Source organism: Paraeggerthella hominis, from assembly GCF_021044775.1.
Classification (GTDB): Bacteria; Actinomycetota; Coriobacteriia; order Coriobacteriales; family Eggerthellaceae; genus Paraeggerthella; species Paraeggerthella hominis.
The window spans coordinates 18,962-36,319 of record NZ_JAJNOQ010000007.1; the positions used below are offsets into that span (position 1 = coordinate 18,962).

Genomic DNA, 17,358 nt, shown 5'->3' on the forward strand with positions numbered 1-17,358 from the left:
AGCGCACGTTCGAAACGATCGGAAGTCTTCCCTAGAACGTTCCACGCGAAAACAACAGCGACGAAGCAATGCCGCTTTCAAAAGGACGCCTGAACAACTACTCCGACGCCCCGCGCGAACGGCGCTAGTTGCGAACAGCCTCCGATAGCGGGTAGAACACGTACAGCGTGCCCGATTCGACGGCCACAGTTGCCGGTTCGCCCGTCAACTCGTTGGAAAGGCCGCGCGACGTGCGGTTCGAAAGCGGCTCGTCGTCAAGGGAGTAGGCCATGCCGCGCTCGATGACGCCCTCAGCCCGATCATTGGCGGCGAACACCGACACCGTCCCGGATTCAAGGAGCGGCAACTCGAACACGTCCGGACCGGTCAGCAGGCGCACCGCGTACGAATCGGCTATGGCCGTGATATAGGCGCCCTGCTCCGAGAAGCGCGCGAACAACTGCAGGTTCGCAACGGTATGGTCGAGCCGCCCGCCCAATCCGCCGTACACCAGCAGCTCGTCGTAGCGCCATGCCAGGGCTTTCTCGATGGCCAGCTCCATGTCGCTCTGATCCTTTTGCACGGGATAACGGGATACGCGCTTGCACTTCGGCACGTATCCAAGCGAATCGAAGTCGCCCACGGCCATATCGGGAGCCACGCCGATGCCCTCTAGATGCGCGAAGCCTCCGTCGACGGCGATCACATACTCGATCTCGCCCGATTCGCGCCGTGCGAGAAAATCATCTGCGTTGAAATCGATCGCCCCCACCAAAGCGCAAGCCGCCATATCGTCCGTCCTTTTCGCATCGTTGTCGTTCGACCTGTCAGCATAGCATAGCGCGCAAACGCAGAGCTCCACAACGAGTCCTTGGCTTCGCTCGCAAAACCCTCGCCCAACCGAGGAGACGCAATGCGGCCTTCATCGCCTTGAAACATCGGTTTTTCGAGGGGCTTCGAGTTTCACGCAAGCGCGCCGCTTTCGATTTGCTAGAATACCATTCGCGAGCGGGCCAGACGATCGCGCATCTTCGGATGTGAGGAAAGTCCGGGCTCCACAGGGCAAGATGCCAGCTAACGGCTGGGCGGGGCGACCCGACGGACAGTGCCACAGAAAAGAAAACTCCCCCGCGAACACGCGCTTCGGCGCGCGGCAACGGGAGAAAAGCTGAAACGGTGCGGTAAGAGCGCACCAGCGCGTCGGCAACGGCGCGGCTTGGAAAACCCCATCTGGAGCAAGCGCAAATAGGAACGCGATACGGCTGCCCGTCGTACGTTCGGGTTGCGTGCTTGAGGCGCCTGGCGACAGGCGTTCGAGATAAATGGTCGTCCAACGACAGAACCCGGCTTACCGACCCGCTCGCACTTCTTTCCACCTCGCGGCACCTACCCCGCCGCCCACTACCCCGCGCCCCGCATCCCTCACCCCTGAGCCCCGAGCCTGACCGCAGATTCGACTCCGCTGTCAAAACGGATGAGTTTTGCTGATGTTCAAGCAAGGATAATACAAGGCGACAAGCTTGTGACCTGGTACAATGAAAAACGCATCAAGCAGAGCGATGCCGCCAGGGCGAAAAATCGCCGCAAAACTCGTCCGTTTTGACAGCGGGCGGCACGAAAGGCTCCGGTACGGAAAAGCGCGGCAGCAGGCGGCACGAACGTCGCCGACGCGGGGGAAGCGCGACAGCGGAACTGCACGAACGTCGCATCACGCGGGGAACAGCGAATACGCGCTCCCTTCGGGCGAGACATGCTCCCGTATCCGCACTCCGAAGGCATGCTCGATAGCCCCCGTTTCCAGAACCTCGTCCACCGTGCCGGCCGCCGTCGCGCGCCCGCGCTCCATGACCAGCAGCCGATCGGAATAGCGCAACGCAAGGTCAAGATCATGGATGACCATGACCACGGTCTTTCCCTGCTCCCGATTCAAGCGTCGTACCAACTCCATGAGCTCATGGCATGCGCGAATGTCCAGGTACGTGGTGGGCTCGTCGAGCACGACGGTGTCGGTATCCTGCGCCAACGTCATGGCGATGAACGCGCGCTGACGCTCTCCGCCGGACAAGCGCCGCAGGTCATGATGGCGAAAGCGCGCGACCCCGGCAAGTTCAAGCGCATGCTCAACATGGTCGCGATCCTCGCGCGAAAGCCTGCCTTGATGCGCCTGGTACGGATAGCGTCCGCATGCCGCCAGCTGCTCCACGGTCATAGCCGGGGGACGCCCGGCCTGAGCAAGCACGGCAACGCGCCTTGCCCGCTCTTTGGGCTTGCATCCCAAGGTGGGAACGCCGTCGATCAGCACCTCGCCCGCACTCGGCCGCACTATGCCGTCCATCAGCTTCACCATAGTCGACTTGCCGCACCCGTTCGGCCCCACCACGCTGGTCACCGCACCGTGAGGAAACGCAGCGCTCAACCCCTCGATGAACGGCTCCTTGCCATAAGAGAACGAAACCCCTCGAATATCCACCGCCGCCCCAAACGGCCCCGCGACCTTCGATTCCGCCCCCTTCGTTTGGGCGGCGGGGGTCTGAGGCGAGTTCCGCACGAGCCGAACAGCCCAGCGGGCTGTTCGCGCGAGCAGGACTGCTTGAGCAGCAGACCCCCGCCGCCCAAACGCACCCGATGAATCGATCGCATCAATCAAGGGAACCCCTCCTGTTCTTCAAAATGAGGTAGATGAAGAAGGGCCCGCCCAGAAACGCCATGAGGATGCCCACCGGCACCTCGTAAGGAGCGAACATCACCCGCGCCAGCAAGTCGCACGCCACAACGAATGCCGCGCCCGACACCGCCGAAACCGGCAAGACCCAGCGATTGTCATGACCGACGAAGAACCGCACCAGATGAGGAATGATCAACCCCACGAAACCCAGCAGGCCGGCGAAGCTGACCGCCGCGCCCGCCAGCACGGCGGCCAAGCCGAGCATCGTCAAGCGACAGGCCCCTACATTCATCCCCAAAGCATGAGCCGTGTCGTCGCCGAGCGCCATGATATTGAGCTTGCCCGCCGCGAACAGCGCCGCAGCAAGCCCGGCCACCACATACGCTGCAGGCCACCAAAGATCGCTCACGAGCACTCCCGACAACCCGCCCACCAAAAACGCCGACGACCCCACGTACGCATCGGGGTTCACGATGAGCACCGTGTTCATGCCCGCGCCGAACACGGTGGTGATGGCGATGCCGGCCAACACCACGGTCAGGCGCGACACGTTCGCGCCAAGCGAAATGCCGAAGATGATGAGCGCCGTGACAAGCGCTCCCAGAAACGCTGCCAACGGCGGGAGCCACAGGATGCTCGGAGCCACGCTCGCAGCAATCAGCACGAACAAGCCGGCGCCGGAGTTGATGCCGATGACGTTGGGGCTTGCCAGCGGATTGTCGAGCACCGCCTGGATGACGGCACCGGAAACGGCAAGCGCCGAACCCGCCAAAAGCGCGGCGAGCACGCGCGGCAAACGCACATTGACCAAGATGCTTTTGGCGGCCGCGCTCACATCTGCGCCCGTCGCCCAGGCGACAAGCTCGGGCAAGCTCACCGAAGACGACCCTACCAGAAACGCAGCGACCGTTGCCGCCACGAGGGCGGCAACGGACACGAGCAAAACAATCAAGGCCGGTACTCCCCGATCTGCAGAACGCACGTCAAAACCTCGCTTTACGCATACAGCGCGTCGAACAGCACCTGGTAGCTCTGATCCCATCGCTCGTTGGGCTTGTACTGGAACAGATGGGGATCAAGCGTGATATAGCGGCCGTTCTCGACGGCGGACAGCGTTGCCCATGCGGGATTCGCCGCCGTCTGGTCCTCGAGCGCCTTCATAGCCGCAGCGTTATCGTTTCCCATGGGAACCACGAAGATGAAATCGGGGTTCATCTCGATAACCGATTCCAAGCTGAAATCCTTGAGCAGGCTGCGGTTCTCGTCGGCCAGGTTCTTGACGCCCAGATCGGCCAGCATGGCGCCGGTCATGGTCGAAGACGACTGCACGCGCGTCCCGCCCGAATACGTGGTGAGGACCAGGGCCGTAGAAGACTTGTCCGCAGGCACCTTCGCTTTGACGGCCTCCACCCTGTCAGCGGTTTCCTGGCCGTTCTTCTGATACAGATCGTCGCGGCCCGTTATGTCGCAGCAGGTGCGCAGCATGCGCAGGTAGTCGTCGAACGTGGTCACCTGGAAGCATGCAACCGGGATCCCCGACGCCTCGATAGCCGCCTTGATCTCGGCTTGGCTCGAATTGCCACCGCGCCCGCCGGTGCCGCTCGTCATGATGACGAAATCAGGTTCAAGCGCAATGATGGACTCGAGGTTGGGATTGGAGAAGTCTCCGACCTTCTGCACGTTCTCCGACGTCAAATCATAGTTCGAAAGCGTGAACGCGTCGTCGGAAGCGCCCACCAGGGTACCGCCCGCCAGCTCCCAAACACTTGCGAAACTGCCCATGCAGGCCACCACGCGCTGCGGGTTGTCAACGGTCACCTCGGTGCCGGTATCGTCCACGAACGTAACGCTGCCCGCAGCGGTTACCGCAGGTTCCGGAGCGGTTTCGCCGGATTCGGCGGGAGCCGAGCTTGCGCATCCGGCAAGCAGCATCGATGCAGCCAAAACCGCCGCAGCTGCGCACGCCATCGCGCGCTGAGAAAATGTGCCTTGGATCATAGAACAGTCCTTTCATCGAATGACCTGGTCAAATACTTATACAAAACCAACAAGCTCTACGCCGGCTGGCACATTGGATCATCCAGCTGAAGCCCGTGCGCGCAATAGTCGTCTTGCGCCAGAATGTCCCCGTCGTGATAGTACGCCGCACGCGCCCGGCATCCGCCGCAGCCCTGCGCGTAGTCGCAGGTGCCGCATGCGCCGGAATATGCCTGGGTCCGCAGCTGCTCGAACACGGGGCTCGTCCTCCAGATCTCGTCGAAGGGCGTCTGCCGCACATCGCCGGCTTCCTCGGTCATGTACGCGCAGGGTCGCACGATGCCCTCGCTGCCGATCACGCAGTAGGTCAGCCCCGCCAGGCATCCGCGCTCGAAGCGCGTGTCCACTCCAAGCTGCTTCGCCACGCGCGTGAACTGCGGCGCGCACGTAGGCTTCACGTCGATGGGAACTTCGGCGGCTTTCGTCATGATGTCTTTGAGCAGGCGCTCGTTCTCAAGCACGTGCAAGCTGGTCTCCTGAATGAACTTCCCGCGCCCGACGGGGATGAGGAAGAACACGTAATGGGCGATGGCGCCTGCCTGCACGGCGAAATCGGTGATGTCGCACACCTCGTCACGGTTCCAGTCGACCACGGTCGTGTGCAGCTGAAACGGCAACCCTACGCTCTTGCATGCCTCGATGCCGCCCATCGTCAGATCGTAGGCATGCTCCAGCCCGCGAAACTTGTCATGTTTGGCAGCGTCCAAACTGTCCACGCTGATCCCCATGGCGCAAGCGCCCGCGTCTTTGAGGCGCTGGGCCACTTCGGGCGTGATAAGCGTGCCGTTCGAGCCGAACACGGGCCGCAAGCCAAGCGAAGCCGCATGCGACACCAGCTGATAGATATCCGGGCGCATGAGCGGCTCGCCGCCCGAGAAGATCATGATCTTGAATCCGGCGCGTGCGATCTGCTCGATCATGGCGAAGGCTTCCTCGGTCGAAAGCTCCCGATCGGTTGCCTCCTCGGCATCCTGGTAACAGTGCACGCACTTGAGATTGCACTTGTTCGTCGTCATCCACGACACGATCATGGGCGGTTCCTTTCAAGTCCAGGGTATGCAAAGCCAGGGGCGGCGCACGCCGTCCTTCAGCTTGGAACACGGGTAAAATCCGCGACGTTCAGGAACGGGTCGGAGATGGAGGAGAGACGTCTCCGCTCCTGAACGTCGCGCTCGGCACGGCTACTCGACCGGCCCGGAATAGTTTTGATACGCGGCCACCACAGCCTCAAGGTGGTCGAACACGGCCTGGCGCAACTCGTCGAACGAGCCGTCTCCATGAGCATGCGGGGCCATGTTCTCCATAAGGATGAAGTTCGCTTCCGCATGGGCGGCGTCCTGCGAATCCTCGAGCTCCAGGTACCGCCGCGCAAGATCCTGGTTCCGCGGGCTGGTCAAGGACTCGCGCGCGGGCATCTGGCGAATGGTGTCGGCAATCAATTCGTGCCACTTCGACACGGACTCGCCGCGAGCGATCCGCTCCTCGGCTTCCTGCGGCGGCGCGTCGTCGCGGATGCAGGTGAGCCTCCAGAAAAAGCGGCTTTCGTCCTGACAGCGCTCGACCGCCTCGGCCATGCGCGCCCAGTCGACGTCTTGCGCGCTCTGCGCTTCATCATGCAGCGCACGAAGCGTGGTCATGCGCTTGAACAGGGAAAGGAACTGCTCTTCGATAGCATCCATCTGCGCATCCGCAAGATCCTGCACCGCGGCGGCCTGCTGGTAAAGAGCTGCGTCGGATTTGATCTGAGTGAGCGACAAGCCCAGGTACTTCAAGGTCAGAATACGATACAGGTCTTTCACGTTGGCGTCGGTGTACAGGCGCTGGTTTTGAGGCCCCTTCGCAGAAGGCGACAGCAAGCCTTGCTGATCGTAGTACTGGATAGTGCGCACCGTCACCCCGACGCGCCGCGCCAGCTCTCCTACAGTCAGGTAGTTCGGATCGGTCATGGATGCTCCTTTGCGGCAGCTCGCTAGGCTGCCACGTACTCGTCCTGGCAAACACGCCCCCGCGCGTTCACGTGTCCGAGCATAGGCGATGACGTAGCGTCATCGTCAACGGTTTTCAAAAGATGGCAACAAATACCGGGAAAATCCCTGGGAATAGACTGAAAACCAACGTAAACGGCACCAAGGAACGGCAAAAGCCCCCGCGCATCCGAATCCGTCGCGCAATCCCTGCCCATGCACGTACGCACGAACGGGGGTCTGCGGCAACGAAACGGAGCGCGGGGGCTTCGCAACGTCAAGCAGGTTCACCGGCTCGAGGCCGGCAAGAACTAGTCCAGATCTTCGAACTCGAAAGCGTCGTCGGCGTCGCCGAAGCCCGAAAGGTCCTTCTCTGCGCCCGACGGCCTGGGAGTTGCCGGAGCAACCACCGCGCCCGTCGTCGGCTGAGGAGCGGTGTAGGCGCCCGCACCGTCGCGGTTGATGGGAGCCTGCGCCGGAGACGTCACGCGACCCGTAGACGCCGCTTCGGCAGGTGCGGACACGCGCGCATGAGCGCTTGCGGGCAGCGCGATGCCGCCGGTAGGCAGCGAGCCGCCGATTTCGGCCAGCTTGCGCGTTGCGTCGCTGATGAAGTCCGTAAGCAGCTCCTGGTACTCCTCGCGAGAATCCTCGCGATCGTCCTCGAGCTTCTTGATGGCGTCGAGAACCTTCTGCTTCTCGTTCTCGGCTTTGTCGATGATGCGCTGCGCCTCTTCTTCGGCATCCTTGATGGTGGCCGCAGACTGGGCGTTCGCGTTGGCGATAATCTCGTCGGCAGAGCGCTGCGCGATGATGAGCGCCTGAGCGATGGCGTTGTCATCAGCCTTCTTCGCCTCAAGCTGGCGCTCCAGGTCGGCGATGCGCTCGTCCTTTTCGGCAAGCAGGCTGTCGTCGACGACCGGCATCTCAACCGTGCGAGCCGGCGTGTCGAACCCGTCGAACTTGCGGTCATCCAGCTGGTTTTCAAGCTGAATGATCTGGGCGTTCATGCCATCGATCTCGTCGGCAACGTGCTCGAGGAACACGTCCACTTCATCGACGTCGTATCCCTTGCGGTCGATCGAGAAGCTCTGGTTGTGGATCTCAGCCGAGGTGATAGCCATCTGTTATTCCCTTCATCCAGTACGCACACTGCAAGCAGGCACGATTGTACGCGTTAGAACAAGCCAATCAGTAAACGTACTCCTAATTGTAATACAAGCAGGGCAATGATGGGAGTAACGTCCACTATACCTCCAAGCGGGGGAATCAGCTTCCTGAACAGGTTGAGGTACGGATCGCACAGCTTTGCGAGCACGTTGTTGATGTCGGCCAGGATACCGCGATCGGTAGGAAGCCAGGACATCATCACGTACACGAACAACACCATGCTGTAAACGTCGGCGATGGAAATGATCAGGTACTTCAAACTCAACATGCAGAAAGCTCCTTCGATCGGCGGACGGCGGCGTCAACGCCGGCATCGAACACGTGCGAGAACCCGGCCTCGTCCATAGCGGCGAGCGCCGCCAACGTGGTGCCTCCGGGACTGCACACGGCAACGCGCGTGGTGGCGGGGTCCTGCCCCGTCTCCTTCATGAGCGAAGCCGTTCCGTACACGGTTTGCAGCGCAAGCGCTTCGGCAAGCTGAGGATCGAGCCCCTGCCTCGCGCCAGCGTCGCGCAGCGCTTCTATCATAGCGGCCACGTACGCCGGACCGGAGCCGCTCACGGCACCTGCGGCGTCCATGGCTTCCTCGTCGACGACGTACGCTTCGCCCAAGCAGGCGAACAGACCGTGCACCAGCTCCACATCGGCCGAAGACGCCTGCGAGCCCGCGGCAACCGTGGTCGCGCCGGCACCCACCAAAAGCGGCGTGTTCGGCATGACGCGCACCAGTCGCGCGCCCGCCGGCAGGGCGGCTTCCAAGCGCTCGGTCGAAAGCCCTGCGGCAATGGACACGAACAAAGGGCCCTCGACCCCGCCCGCAAACGAAGGCTGGCTGGCAATTCCCTCCAGCACATCCATCATAACCTGCGGCTTAACGGCTAAAAGCACAAGATCGACGTCACCCTCCACCGCGCTCGCATCCGCCACGCAGGCAACGCGATAGCGCTCGGACAAATAGTCGCGGCGCTCTTGGCCGGGATCGGCAACCACGAAAACGGATGCGTCGAACGCATCGGCGGGCGCAGAGGAACCGGCTATCCAGCCGCCCATGATGGCCTCGCCCATCTTTCCGCCGCCGATGACGGCGATGCGGGAAACGCTCGCGCGCGCCATTACAGCACGCCCTGATTGCGCAACGCGGCCTTCTCGGCTTCGCTGAGAGCGGCACCGCGCGTGATGACGAACACCTTGTCGGCAATGCAGTCGACGCTTGCGTCAAGCGCGCACGACACGCCGAACGCGAAATCGAGAATGCGCTTCGACAGATGATCGGGCGTGTTACGCAAAGCGATGACCACCGCGTCGCCTTCCTTGAGGGCCTTCGCGACGCGCTCCGCCTCACCGTAGCTGGCAGGCTTGAGCAACGTGATGGCGCGCGCAGGAGCAGCCGCGACAACAGGCGCGGGAGCGGTTACGCCAGCGCCGGGATTGGCGACAGCCGTCGCCACGGTGGCGTTCGACCTTGCGCCCGCGGCTGCGGGCGCGGCGTCCAAGACCGGATCGGGAGCCGTAGACGTGAACAGCGAGTTCAAGCTTTCGGAGCGCTCGCGGTTCTGAGCGGCTGCGGCGCGCGCGTTCGGCGTGTTGGCCGGAGCGGAAGTTGCCGCGTCGACCATCGTGCGATCGCTGCGGTACGAAGCCGCCGACGAAATCGAGCTCACGCGGCGCTGCGGCAGCGGATCCCGGTTGAGACTTTCGGGAACCTGGGTGTGCGCACGCACGTCGTCGATGGAGACGAGCTTCGGCGGGGTGAACCCTGCGCTGCGCGCCGACGCGCGACTCGACGAGCGCGCCGGACGCGTGGTAACCGGCGCGTACGGATCGTACTTGGATGCCGGCGCGTCACCGCCCAGGCTTGCATCCTCGCGATAATCGGGGCCGTACTCGCCGTAGTCCCCGGCGTAATCGCCGTCGAAGTCGTCTTGGAAGCTCCGATCATCGTAGCCGCGGTCGTAATAACCGTCGTCGTACTCTTGGTTCGCATCGGCAAAGCCGAGCTTCGATTTGATCCCGTCGAGCATCCCGCCGCCCCCGGACTTCTTCATCTTTGGCAACTCCATACCGTTCACCTGCTTCGTTTCATTTCCGACGGTCGCGCCGCCGCTGCAAACTGTTTCGGTTCGCGTCGCGCTCTCACGCGTGCGTTGCTTCGAATTCCTCGTCGAACAGGGCTCGACCGATGCGCACTATGGTAGCGCCTGCAAGAACGGCCTCGTGCCAATCCTCGCTCATACCCATAGAAAGTTCATCGAAAACCGCTGCTCGCTGCGCATCGAGAGTACCGCGCACCTCGTCGCGCAAACGCGCAAGATCCTCGAAGCACGCGCGCGCCGCGTCAAGATCTCCCTGCGGAGCCATCGTCATGAGCCCCCGCACGCGCACATGCGGGAAATCCGCGCACCGCGCGAGCATGGGGACAACCTCGTTGGGCGCAAGGCCGCTTTTGCTGGCCTCGCCCGACACGTTGACCTCCAAGAGCACGTCCTGCACCTTCCCCGCCTCGGCTGCGGCAGCGTCGAACTTAGCCAGATGCCGCTCTTGATGCAGCGAATGGACAAGCGATGCATGCGCCACGATGTCGCCGATCCTGCGCGACTGGATGTTCCCTATGAAATGCCAGGTAGCGTTCGGGAAAGCTTCGGCCTTCTCCATAAGCATGTCCGGCCGATTCTCGCCGAAATCGCAGGCCCCGGCCTTGAGCGCGGCAGCCACTTCGGCCACGCCCACCGTTTTGGAGACAGCCACCAAGCGAACCTCGCGAGGGTCGCGCCCGGCGTCCCGGCAGCTTGCCGCAAGATCGGCCAGCGTACGTTCGTAGCGTTCTTTGAAGCCCATGCCTACCTTGCCTTCCTATACGCGATCGCACCGTGCCGGCCGCACACGCCGCCTGACGCGCGATACGAGAAATACTCCTCATGCGAGCACTGGGTGCATACGCCCGCATCCACGATGCGATGCGGGGAAACGCCCACCTCTTCCAAGCCGACGGAAAGGGCCTTCACCAGGCTGACATGACCGTTGTCCGCGATGCAGCCGCTTCCGAATCGAGCAGCGAACCGATCGCGCACGTCCGTGCCGGTTTCAAAGCAGCATGTGCGAATATGAGGGCCTACGTACACGTTGTACTCGCTCGAAGCGCCTGCTCCCAAACGAGGGCGATCAAGCTGCGCCAGCGTTTCCGCAGCTTTCGCAGCCACGCCGTTCATCACGCCGCGCCACCCCGCATGCACCACGGCGAAACGCCCCGTAGGAGACACGATCACGACGGGCACGCAATCGGCGAAGCACAGCAGCGCCGCAACGCCGCGAGCCCCGACTACCAGCGCATCGGCTCCCTTTTGGGCCTGCGTGCAAGCCTCGTCGACAAGCGGTGCGGATGCATCCTCGATGCATACCAGCGTATCGCCGTGCACCTGGTTCGCCATGACGAGCCGGGCATCCGAAGCGCCAAGGGCTTCAAGCAGGATGCTGCGGTTCTCCTGCACGGAAGAAAGATCGTCCTCCACGTGGGAACCTAGATTCAGCGATGCGTACGGGCCCTTGCTCACGCCGCCCTCGCGGCCCGTGAAAGCAACGCGCACGCCGATGTTCTCATACAGCCTGTCGTCGGTAAGCGCAGGAAGACAACGCGCGCCGAAACGGCGCGCGTTCAAAAGCGGACTGGGCAGCTGCTCGGTCGCAACCATTCGGCGGCCGCTCTTAATGCTGGCGCTTCAGGAAGTCGGGAATGTAGTCCTCGTCGGCGAAACGACCGGATGCGTTCGTGCGCGAGGAGTACGACGACATCGGGACCGACTGGGGAGCAGGCTCCGGAGCGGACGTCGATGCGAACAGGTCCTTACGCGAGAAGTCCATGGCGGACTGCTGCGCAGAGCCCATCTTGAAACCCGTAGCGATAACGGTGATGCGCACCTGGTCCTGCATGGTCTCGTCGATGATCTGGCCGTAGATGATGTTGGCGTTCTCGTCCGCGCACGCCTCGACCGTACGAGCAGCCTCGTCAACCTCGGTCAGCGTAAGGTCGGGACCACCCGCGATAGAGAACAAAACGCGCGACGCGCCGGCGATGGATGCCTCGAGCAGATTCGAGTTCGTAGCCTGCTGAGCGGCGTCGAGAGCGCGGTTCTCGCCCGAAGACAGGCCGATGCCCATCATGGCCGTGCCCGCGTCCTTCATGACGGTGCGGATGTCCGCGAAGTCCAGGTTGATAAGGCCCGGAATGGTGATCAGGTCGGTTACGCCCTGGATGCCCTGGCGCAACGTATCGTCAGCGATGCGGAACGCATCGAGCATGCTGGTCTTCTTGTCGACGATCTCGAGAAGGCGATCGTTCGGGATCACGATGAGGGTGTCGACCTTCTGGGACAGCAGGTCGATGCCCTGCTCAGCCTGGTTGCGACGCGTGCGTCCCTCGAACGAGAACGGCTTGGTGACGATACCTACCGTCAGCGCGCCGATTTCCTCGCGTGCGATTTCAGCGATGATAGGCGCAGCGCCCGTACCCGTGCCGCCGCCTTCGCCAGCCGTAACGAACACCATGTCCGCCTCGGCGAGCGCTTCGCGGATCTCCGCACGGCTTTCCTCGGCCGCCTGGCACCCCACCTCGGGGTTCGCACCGGCGCCCAAACCGCGCGTCAGCTCTTCGCCGATGTGGATCGTCTTGTCGGCATCCGACATGAGCAGCGCCTGGCGATCGGTGTTGACGGCGATGAATTCGACGCCGCGCACGCCCGCTTCGACCATGCGGTTCACGGCATTCGTGCCGCCGCCGCCGACGCCGACGACCTTGATGACCGCCAAATGATCACCCAAATTGTTTGGCATTGTTTCCTCCACACCTGCTGCGTTTTCAAATGCTGCGATTCTGTTCCGTGGGAACCGTTCACGTGCGGTTATTGTACACGATGATCAACCATTTGCAAATTACGCTGCGGTAATGATAACCGCACGTCCACATATAGTTCGGCGAGCGTAACGTCTCGCCGTCCCGTCGTACTTACGAAGCGCGCCAGGTTGGGCGATCAACGGTGCGCACGTTGATGTAGGCAACGCCGTCCGGATGCTGCTTCATGATTTCCAGACAGACTCTCTCCTTTTCACGGATGTTGTCCGCGGTTCCAAAGACGATGTCCGGACCGTCTTTGATGGTGAGCGTGGTCGACTCCCGTTCCGTAGCCTTGACGGCGGTCACGCGACCGGCAAGCTCGGTTGTCATTCCCGAAACGATGTCGAGCGCGTTGTTCACGTTGGCATCGGTGCAGTACGCCCCCACCTCCGGCTTGGTTCCGTACGGCACGTCGGTGATGCGCAGCACGGAATCGGCGTCCTCGTACACCTTCGAGCTGGTCTTCTTGCCGGCTTCCGAATCCCTGTCGGGAATGGGCATGAGCCACATGCCGTCCGACGCGATGGCCCACGGCTGCGTCTTCTCGGCGTTTTGCGTAGGCACCTCCACCACGGCTTCGATGGTGCGCTCGGTCACCGCCAGCTCCAAGGTGTCGGGGAAAATGCGATTCACCGACACGTCCTGCACCCAGGAGTTCTTCAGCAGGTTGTCCCTGATCTTGGAGGCGTCCACGCGCAAAAGCGTGGTGCCCGCCGGAACTCCAGCCATGTTCTGCATGTCCTCGGCGGTCAGGTGCTCGACGCCCTTCACCGATACGCTTTCGATGGTGAACAGGCTGGAATAGTAGACGCCTACTCCACCTATGACGAGCGCGCCCACGAACGCGGCCGCAATGCCGATGCGAACCAGATGGCGGCGATACGTGCGCTGCGTGCGCGCAGAGCGCTGCGCACGATCCAAGTCGCCCACGCGCACGGACGTGAGCGGCGGCTGGTTCTGACCGGATCGGCGATTGGGCATCTGGCCGCCGGGCATAGCGCGATAAGCCCCGCCGTACGACGAGGAACGACCGCCCGGACGGTTCGCCGCGCCGCGGGAAGGCGCAGCGGGCCGCGCGCTTGCGCCCGCCGAGCGCCGCGGGCGCGAAGACGCCTTACGAGAACCCGAGGAAGCGGACTTCCGGTTGTAATTCGATGCCATACGTTTCGTACACCTTATATCTAGCCAGCTCGATCAGATCCATCACGTCGCGCGCAGTCGCGGTGCCCTTGTTCACGATGAAATTCGCATGAACTTCGGACACCTGGGCTCCGCCGATCGTGCAGCCCTTCAAACCGACCGCCTCGATAAGGCGGCCAGCGGAATCCCCTTCGGGGTTGCGAAACACGCTGCCGCATGAAGGAAGCGACAGAGGCTGCGTCTTCTTGCGCCGCGTATGCGACGCCTCCATCTTACCTCGTAAGTAGAACGGGTCGGCCGGTTCTACGGAAAGTTCGCATTCCACGATCACCTCGTCGGGAGCGAACGAGCTGGAGCGATACCCCCAGGAAATCTCGTCCCCTGCGCGCCGCATCAGGCCTTTTCGAGCATCGAGCGTGGTCACCGAAACCACGCGCGATCCAATCCACTCGTCGCGGGATCCCGCGTTCATGCGCAACGCGCCGCCCACGGTTCCCGGCGTGCCCACCGCGAACTCCAACCCGGCGAGCGAACGGCGAAACGCCTCCTGCACCACCGACGACAGCGGCACCCCGGCCCCTACGCAGAAACGCTTCGCGTCCTCGTCGAAGCGACACGTGCGGAAATCGCGGCCCAGCGTCACCACCACGCCCGGATAGCCCTCGTCGGAAACCAGCAGGTTGCTTCCGCGCCCGACGGCAACCCAGGGGACGCCGGACGCCTCGCACACCTCGACAAGATGCTTGAGCGCGCCTACGGACGCCACCTGCACGTAAAAGCGAGCCGGCCCTCCGATGCGGTACATGGTATGGCGAGCCATAGGCTCTGCCGGGTACACGTCGCCGTCGAACGCGTCGTCGACGAGCAGCGCCTCGAGCGGAGAGGTATGGCGAGCGGTCATCGAGGCATCACGCCCGCGAGGCCTGGCCGGAAGCCGCTGCAGACGGATCAACGCCCCGCTCAAGCGCATCGACCAGCTGCGGCCCGATAGCCGTCACGTCGCCCGCGCCCATGGTGATGAGCAGGTCGCCCGCGCCCAGCTTGGACAGCAGGTAGGGAACCACCTCGATGCGGCGGGGAACGTACGCCGCCTCCGGATGACCGACGTGGTCGAGCACGACGTTCAAGAACGTCTTGCCGGACACGCCGGGGACGGGAGCCTCGCCCGCCGGATACACGTCCATGAACGTCACGGCGTCGGCAGCGTCGAACGCGGCCGCGAACTCGTCTTTAAGCACCTCGGTGAACAGCGGCGCACGCGAGTAGCGATGCGGCTGGAACAGCACGTGCACGTGCGAGAATCCCAAGCGCGAGGCAGCTTCGATCGTGGCAGCGATCTCGGTGGGATGGTGCGCGTAGTCGTCCACGACGGTCACGCCGGCCACCTCCCCTATCAGGTCGAAGCGTCGCTTGACGCCCGCAAACCCGCTCAGCGCGTCGGCCGCAGCCTGCGCATCGTAGCCGAGCGCCCACAAAAGCGCCACCACGCCGGCGGCGTTCAGCACGTTGTGCCGACCGGGATTCTGCTTGACATGCGCGCGAACCTGCTGGCCGTCGGGCAGGGAAAGCACGAAGTCGCTGCCCACGCCATGAGGCTCGTAGGACGTGATGCGCGCGTCGCACCCCTCGGCGAAGCCGTACACGACCAGCTTGCGGTCGGCTTGCTGCGCCAGCTGCACCAAAGCCTCGTCTTCGCCGCATGCGACGACCACGCCTTCGTCGGCGGGCACCGATGCGATGAAGGCGGCGAACTTCTCGTAGATCTCGTCAAGATCGCGATAGTGGTCCAGGTGATCGGCCTCGATGTTGGTCACGAGGACGGCCTTCGGGGACAGGTGCCTGAAGGACTTGTCGGACTCGTCGGCCTCGACCACGTAATGACGACCCGCACCCGAATGGGCGTTGGTGCCGTACGCGCGCACGATGCCGCCGATGAGGAACGTGGGGTCCTCGCCCATTCCGTCCAGCACGCTGGCGAGCATGGACGAGGTCGTGGTCTTGCCGTGCGTGCCGGCCACGGCAAGCGTCTCCAGGCCCACGCCCAGGTGGGCGAGCATCTGGGCACGATGCCAGATGGTCAGTCCGCGCTCTTTGGCGGCGATCAGCTCGGGGTTGTTGTCCAAGATGGCGGTCGATACGACGACCACGGGATCCCCCGCGGGAATATTGGACGCATCATGGCCGACGTGCACCGTGATGCCGGCGTCTTTGAGCTGCTTGGTGTAGCGGCTTTCCTTGATGTCCGAGCCGCTCACCTGCATCCCCTGGTCAAACGCGACGCGCGCGATGCCGCTCATGCCGACCCCGCCCACGCCGATGAAGTGAACCTGTTCGATGCGCGTTGTTTCCATCTTTCGTCCTTCGATTGCCTCTCGTCTTTCGCGAACCGCCATTGTACCCTACCGAGCGTCTTTTGAGCCTCGACTCGACGCAGCCTGCATGACCGCGTCCGCCAAAAGGGCGGCGGCGTCTTTCGTCTTCTGCGCCCGCGCCGCGCAGGCCATGCGCTCGCGCACGTCGGCATCTTCGACGAGCGTGCGCAGCAAGCGCTCGAATTCGGGGCCTTCCACGTCGGCGTCGGCCACCATGAACGCAGCGCCGGCGTCAACGCACGCGCGCGCGTTCATGGTCTGGTGGTCTTCGGTGGCGTACGGGAACGGAACCAGCAAAGCAGGCAGGGCGCGCGCCGATATCTCGGCGAGCGACGTGGCGCCCGCACGCGAGACGATGGCGTCGGCCGCCGCCATGGCCAAGCCCATCTGGTCAGTGTAGCCGTACAGGTGCCAGCGGCGAGCCTCGACTTCGCTGAGGGAAAGCGCGTCCGTCACCGCGTCAAGCTCCTTCGGGCCGGTGACGTGCACCACGTGCAGATCCTCGTAGGAAAGCAGCGCGTCTTTGAGCGCCGTCACCGCTTGGTTCAGATGGCGCGCGCCCAGGCTGCCGCCGGTAACCAGCAGCATGCGCGCATCGTCGGGCACGCCGAAGGCAGCGCGCCCCTCGGCGCGGGTCGCCCCGAACACGCTTGAGCGCACAGGGTTGCCCGTCACCTTGACCCGGCTCTTGTCCGAAAGCGCCTCGGCCGCGCGCTCGTAGGTCAGGCACACGGCGGCAGCGCGCTTCGCAAGGTACTTGTTCGCCATGCCCATAACCGAATTCTGCTCGTGCACCACCACGGGGATGTCGCGCTGCTCGGCGGCGCGCGCCACCGGAATGCACACGTACCCGCCGAAGCCCACCACGGCGTCAGGCTGGATCTCGTCGAACCACCGTTTGGCCTCACCGGTGCTCTTCTGTATCTTCATGACGGCTTTCGGCAGCGTCAGCGGATGGCTTCGATCGAAACCCTGCGCTTCGAACGCTTTGAACTCGATGCCCGCAGCGGGCACCAGGCGCGACTCGACGCCTGTCGGAGTACCGGCGAAGCGCACGGTGCATCCGCGCTTCTCCAGCTCTTCGGCCAGCGCAAGCGCGGGGTTGATGTGGCCGGCCGTTCCGCCGCCGGATAAAACGATAAGCAT

The 17,358-nt window shown here is 63.4% G+C and carries 17 protein-coding genes and 1 other RNA gene; 1 reads left to right on the forward strand and 17 read right to left on the reverse strand.

Annotated features, from left to right (window positions below):
- Nucleotides 1-124 precede the first annotated feature (124 nt).
- Nucleotides 125-769, reverse strand: coding sequence for a thiamine diphosphokinase (locus tag LQE90_RS08405; protein WP_216529434.1), 645 nt, complete (start codon nt 767-769; stop codon nt 125-127).
- 215 nt (nt 770-984) lie between these two features.
- On the opposite strand from LQE90_RS08405, the gene rnpB reads away from it, so the two are divergent.
- Nucleotides 985-1,346, forward strand: an RNA gene (gene rnpB / locus LQE90_RS08410) — RNase P RNA component class A.
- 341 nt (nt 1,347-1,687) lie between these two features.
- On the opposite strand, the gene LQE90_RS08415 is transcribed toward rnpB, so the two are convergent.
- From LQE90_RS08415 to murG, 16 genes are all read right to left on the reverse strand, one after another.
- Nucleotides 1,688-2,449, reverse strand: coding sequence for an ABC transporter ATP-binding protein (locus LQE90_RS08415; protein WP_231088264.1), 762 nt, complete (start codon nt 2,447-2,449; stop codon nt 1,688-1,690).
- Between the two features lie 169 nt (nt 2,450-2,618).
- Nucleotides 2,619-3,596, reverse strand: a complete 978-nt coding sequence (locus LQE90_RS08420; RefSeq protein ID WP_231088265.1) for a FecCD family ABC transporter permease — start codon at nt 3,594-3,596, stop codon at nt 2,619-2,621.
- 44 nt (nt 3,597-3,640) lie between these two features.
- A complete protein-coding gene (locus LQE90_RS08425; RefSeq protein ID WP_114567218.1) occupies nt 3,641-4,642 on the reverse strand; it encodes an ABC transporter substrate-binding protein in 1,002 nt (333 codons plus the stop codon).
- A gap of 56 nt (nt 4,643-4,698) precedes the next feature.
- A complete protein-coding gene (nirJ2, locus tag LQE90_RS08430; RefSeq protein WP_114567217.1) occupies nt 4,699-5,712 on the reverse strand; it encodes a putative heme d1 biosynthesis radical SAM protein NirJ2 in 1,014 nt (337 codons plus the stop codon).
- 150 nt (nt 5,713-5,862) lie between these two features.
- Nucleotides 5,863-6,627: a MerR family transcriptional regulator gene (locus LQE90_RS08435; RefSeq protein WP_114567216.1), complete on the reverse strand. Its 765-nt coding sequence runs from the start codon at nt 6,625-6,627 to the stop codon at nt 5,863-5,865.
- A 329-nt stretch (nt 6,628-6,956) separates the two neighbouring features.
- Nucleotides 6,957-7,769, reverse strand: a complete 813-nt coding sequence (locus LQE90_RS08440) for a DivIVA domain-containing protein (protein WP_114567215.1) — start codon at nt 7,767-7,769, stop codon at nt 6,957-6,959.
- A 53-nt stretch (nt 7,770-7,822) separates the two neighbouring features.
- A complete protein-coding gene (locus tag LQE90_RS08445; protein ID WP_114567214.1) occupies nt 7,823-8,083 on the reverse strand; it encodes a YggT family protein in 261 nt (86 codons plus the stop codon).
- Nucleotides 8,077-8,928 carry a pyrroline-5-carboxylate reductase gene (gene proC / locus LQE90_RS08450; RefSeq protein WP_114567213.1) on the reverse strand — a complete coding sequence of 284 codons (852 nt, stop codon included), beginning with the start codon at nt 8,926-8,928 and terminating at the stop codon, nt 8,077-8,079. The genes LQE90_RS08445 and proC overlap by 7 nt, the downstream gene beginning before the upstream one ends.
- Nucleotides 8,928-9,875 carry a cell division protein SepF gene (sepF, locus tag LQE90_RS08455; RefSeq protein WP_114567212.1) on the reverse strand — a complete coding sequence of 316 codons (948 nt, stop codon included), beginning with the start codon at nt 9,873-9,875 and terminating at the stop codon, nt 8,928-8,930. Before sepF ends, proC begins: the two co-directional genes overlap by 1 nt.
- A gap of 73 nt (nt 9,876-9,948) precedes the next feature.
- The gene (locus LQE90_RS08460) at nt 9,949-10,650 is read right to left on the reverse strand and encodes a YggS family pyridoxal phosphate-dependent enzyme (protein WP_114567211.1); all 702 of its coding nucleotides are present in this window, start codon (nt 10,648-10,650) and stop codon (nt 9,949-9,951) included.
- Between the two features lie 2 nt (nt 10,651-10,652).
- Nucleotides 10,653-11,501 carry a purine nucleoside phosphorylase YfiH/LACC1 family protein gene (locus LQE90_RS08465; RefSeq protein WP_114567210.1) on the reverse strand — a complete coding sequence of 283 codons (849 nt, stop codon included), beginning with the start codon at nt 11,499-11,501 and terminating at the stop codon, nt 10,653-10,655.
- A gap of 13 nt (nt 11,502-11,514) precedes the next feature.
- Nucleotides 11,515-12,639 (reverse strand): cell division protein FtsZ, encoded by a 1,125-nt coding sequence (gene ftsZ, locus LQE90_RS08470; RefSeq protein ID WP_114567209.1) that lies wholly within the window; start codon nt 12,637-12,639, stop codon nt 11,515-11,517.
- 172 nt (nt 12,640-12,811) lie between these two features.
- On the reverse strand, nt 12,812-13,861 hold the full coding sequence (locus tag LQE90_RS08475) for a cell division protein FtsQ/DivIB (RefSeq protein WP_114567208.1): 1,050 nt from the start codon (nt 13,859-13,861) through the stop codon (nt 12,812-12,814).
- Nucleotides 13,815-14,741 carry a UDP-N-acetylmuramate dehydrogenase gene (murB, locus tag LQE90_RS08480; protein ID WP_114567207.1) on the reverse strand — a complete coding sequence of 309 codons (927 nt, stop codon included), beginning with the start codon at nt 14,739-14,741 and terminating at the stop codon, nt 13,815-13,817. The genes LQE90_RS08475 and murB overlap by 47 nt, the downstream gene beginning before the upstream one ends.
- Nucleotides 14,742-14,748: 7 nt before the next feature.
- Nucleotides 14,749-16,191 carry a UDP-N-acetylmuramate--L-alanine ligase gene (murC, locus tag LQE90_RS08485; RefSeq protein ID WP_114567206.1) on the reverse strand — a complete coding sequence of 481 codons (1,443 nt, stop codon included), beginning with the start codon at nt 16,189-16,191 and terminating at the stop codon, nt 14,749-14,751.
- 48 nt (nt 16,192-16,239) lie between these two features.
- Nucleotides 16,240-17,358, reverse strand: coding sequence for an undecaprenyldiphospho-muramoylpentapeptide beta-N-acetylglucosaminyltransferase (murG, locus tag LQE90_RS08490; RefSeq protein ID WP_114567205.1), 1,119 nt, complete (start codon nt 17,356-17,358; stop codon nt 16,240-16,242).

Excerpts from the sequence above, each read along its gene's own strand:
- LQE90_RS08405 (WP_216529434.1), bottom strand. The coding sequence starts at position 769 with ATGGCGGCTTGCGCTTTGGTGGGGGCGATCGATTTCAACGCAGATGAT.
- LQE90_RS08425 (WP_114567218.1), bottom strand. The coding sequence starts at position 4,642 with ATGATCCAAGGCACATTTTCTCAGCGCGCGATGGCGTGCGCAGCTGCG.
- nirJ2 (WP_114567217.1), bottom strand. The coding sequence starts at position 5,712 with ATGATCGTGTCGTGGATGACGACGAACAAGTGCAATCTCAAGTGCGTG.
- LQE90_RS08435 (WP_114567216.1), bottom strand. The coding sequence starts at position 6,627 with ATGACCGATCCGAACTACCTGACTGTAGGAGAGCTGGCGCGGCGCGTC.
- LQE90_RS08440 (WP_114567215.1), bottom strand. The coding sequence starts at position 7,769 with ATGGCTATCACCTCGGCTGAGATCCACAACCAGAGCTTCTCGATCGAC.
- LQE90_RS08445 (WP_114567214.1), bottom strand. The coding sequence starts at position 8,083 with ATGTTGAGTTTGAAGTACCTGATCATTTCCATCGCCGACGTTTACAGC.
- proC (WP_114567213.1), bottom strand. The coding sequence starts at position 8,928 with ATGGCGCGCGCGAGCGTTTCCCGCATCGCCGTCATCGGCGGCGGAAAG.
- sepF (WP_114567212.1), bottom strand. The coding sequence starts at position 9,875 with ATGGAGTTGCCAAAGATGAAGAAGTCCGGGGGCGGCGGGATGCTCGAC.
- LQE90_RS08460 (WP_114567211.1), bottom strand. The coding sequence starts at position 10,650 with ATGGGCTTCAAAGAACGCTACGAACGTACGCTGGCCGATCTTGCGGCA.
- LQE90_RS08465 (WP_114567210.1), bottom strand. The coding sequence starts at position 11,501 with ATGGTTGCGACCGAGCAGCTGCCCAGTCCGCTTTTGAACGCGCGCCGT.
- ftsZ (WP_114567209.1), bottom strand. The coding sequence starts at position 12,639 with ATGCCAAACAATTTGGGTGATCATTTGGCGGTCATCAAGGTCGTCGGC.
- LQE90_RS08475 (WP_114567208.1), bottom strand. The coding sequence starts at position 13,861 with ATGGCATCGAATTACAACCGGAAGTCCGCTTCCTCGGGTTCTCGTAAG.
- murB (WP_114567207.1), bottom strand. The coding sequence starts at position 14,741 with ATGACCGCTCGCCATACCTCTCCGCTCGAGGCGCTGCTCGTCGACGAC.
- murC (WP_114567206.1), bottom strand. The coding sequence starts at position 16,191 with ATGGAAACAACGCGCATCGAACAGGTTCACTTCATCGGCGTGGGCGGG.
- murG (WP_114567205.1), bottom strand. The coding sequence starts at position 17,358 with ATGCTTATCGTTTTATCCGGCGGCGGAACGGCCGGCCACATCAACCCC.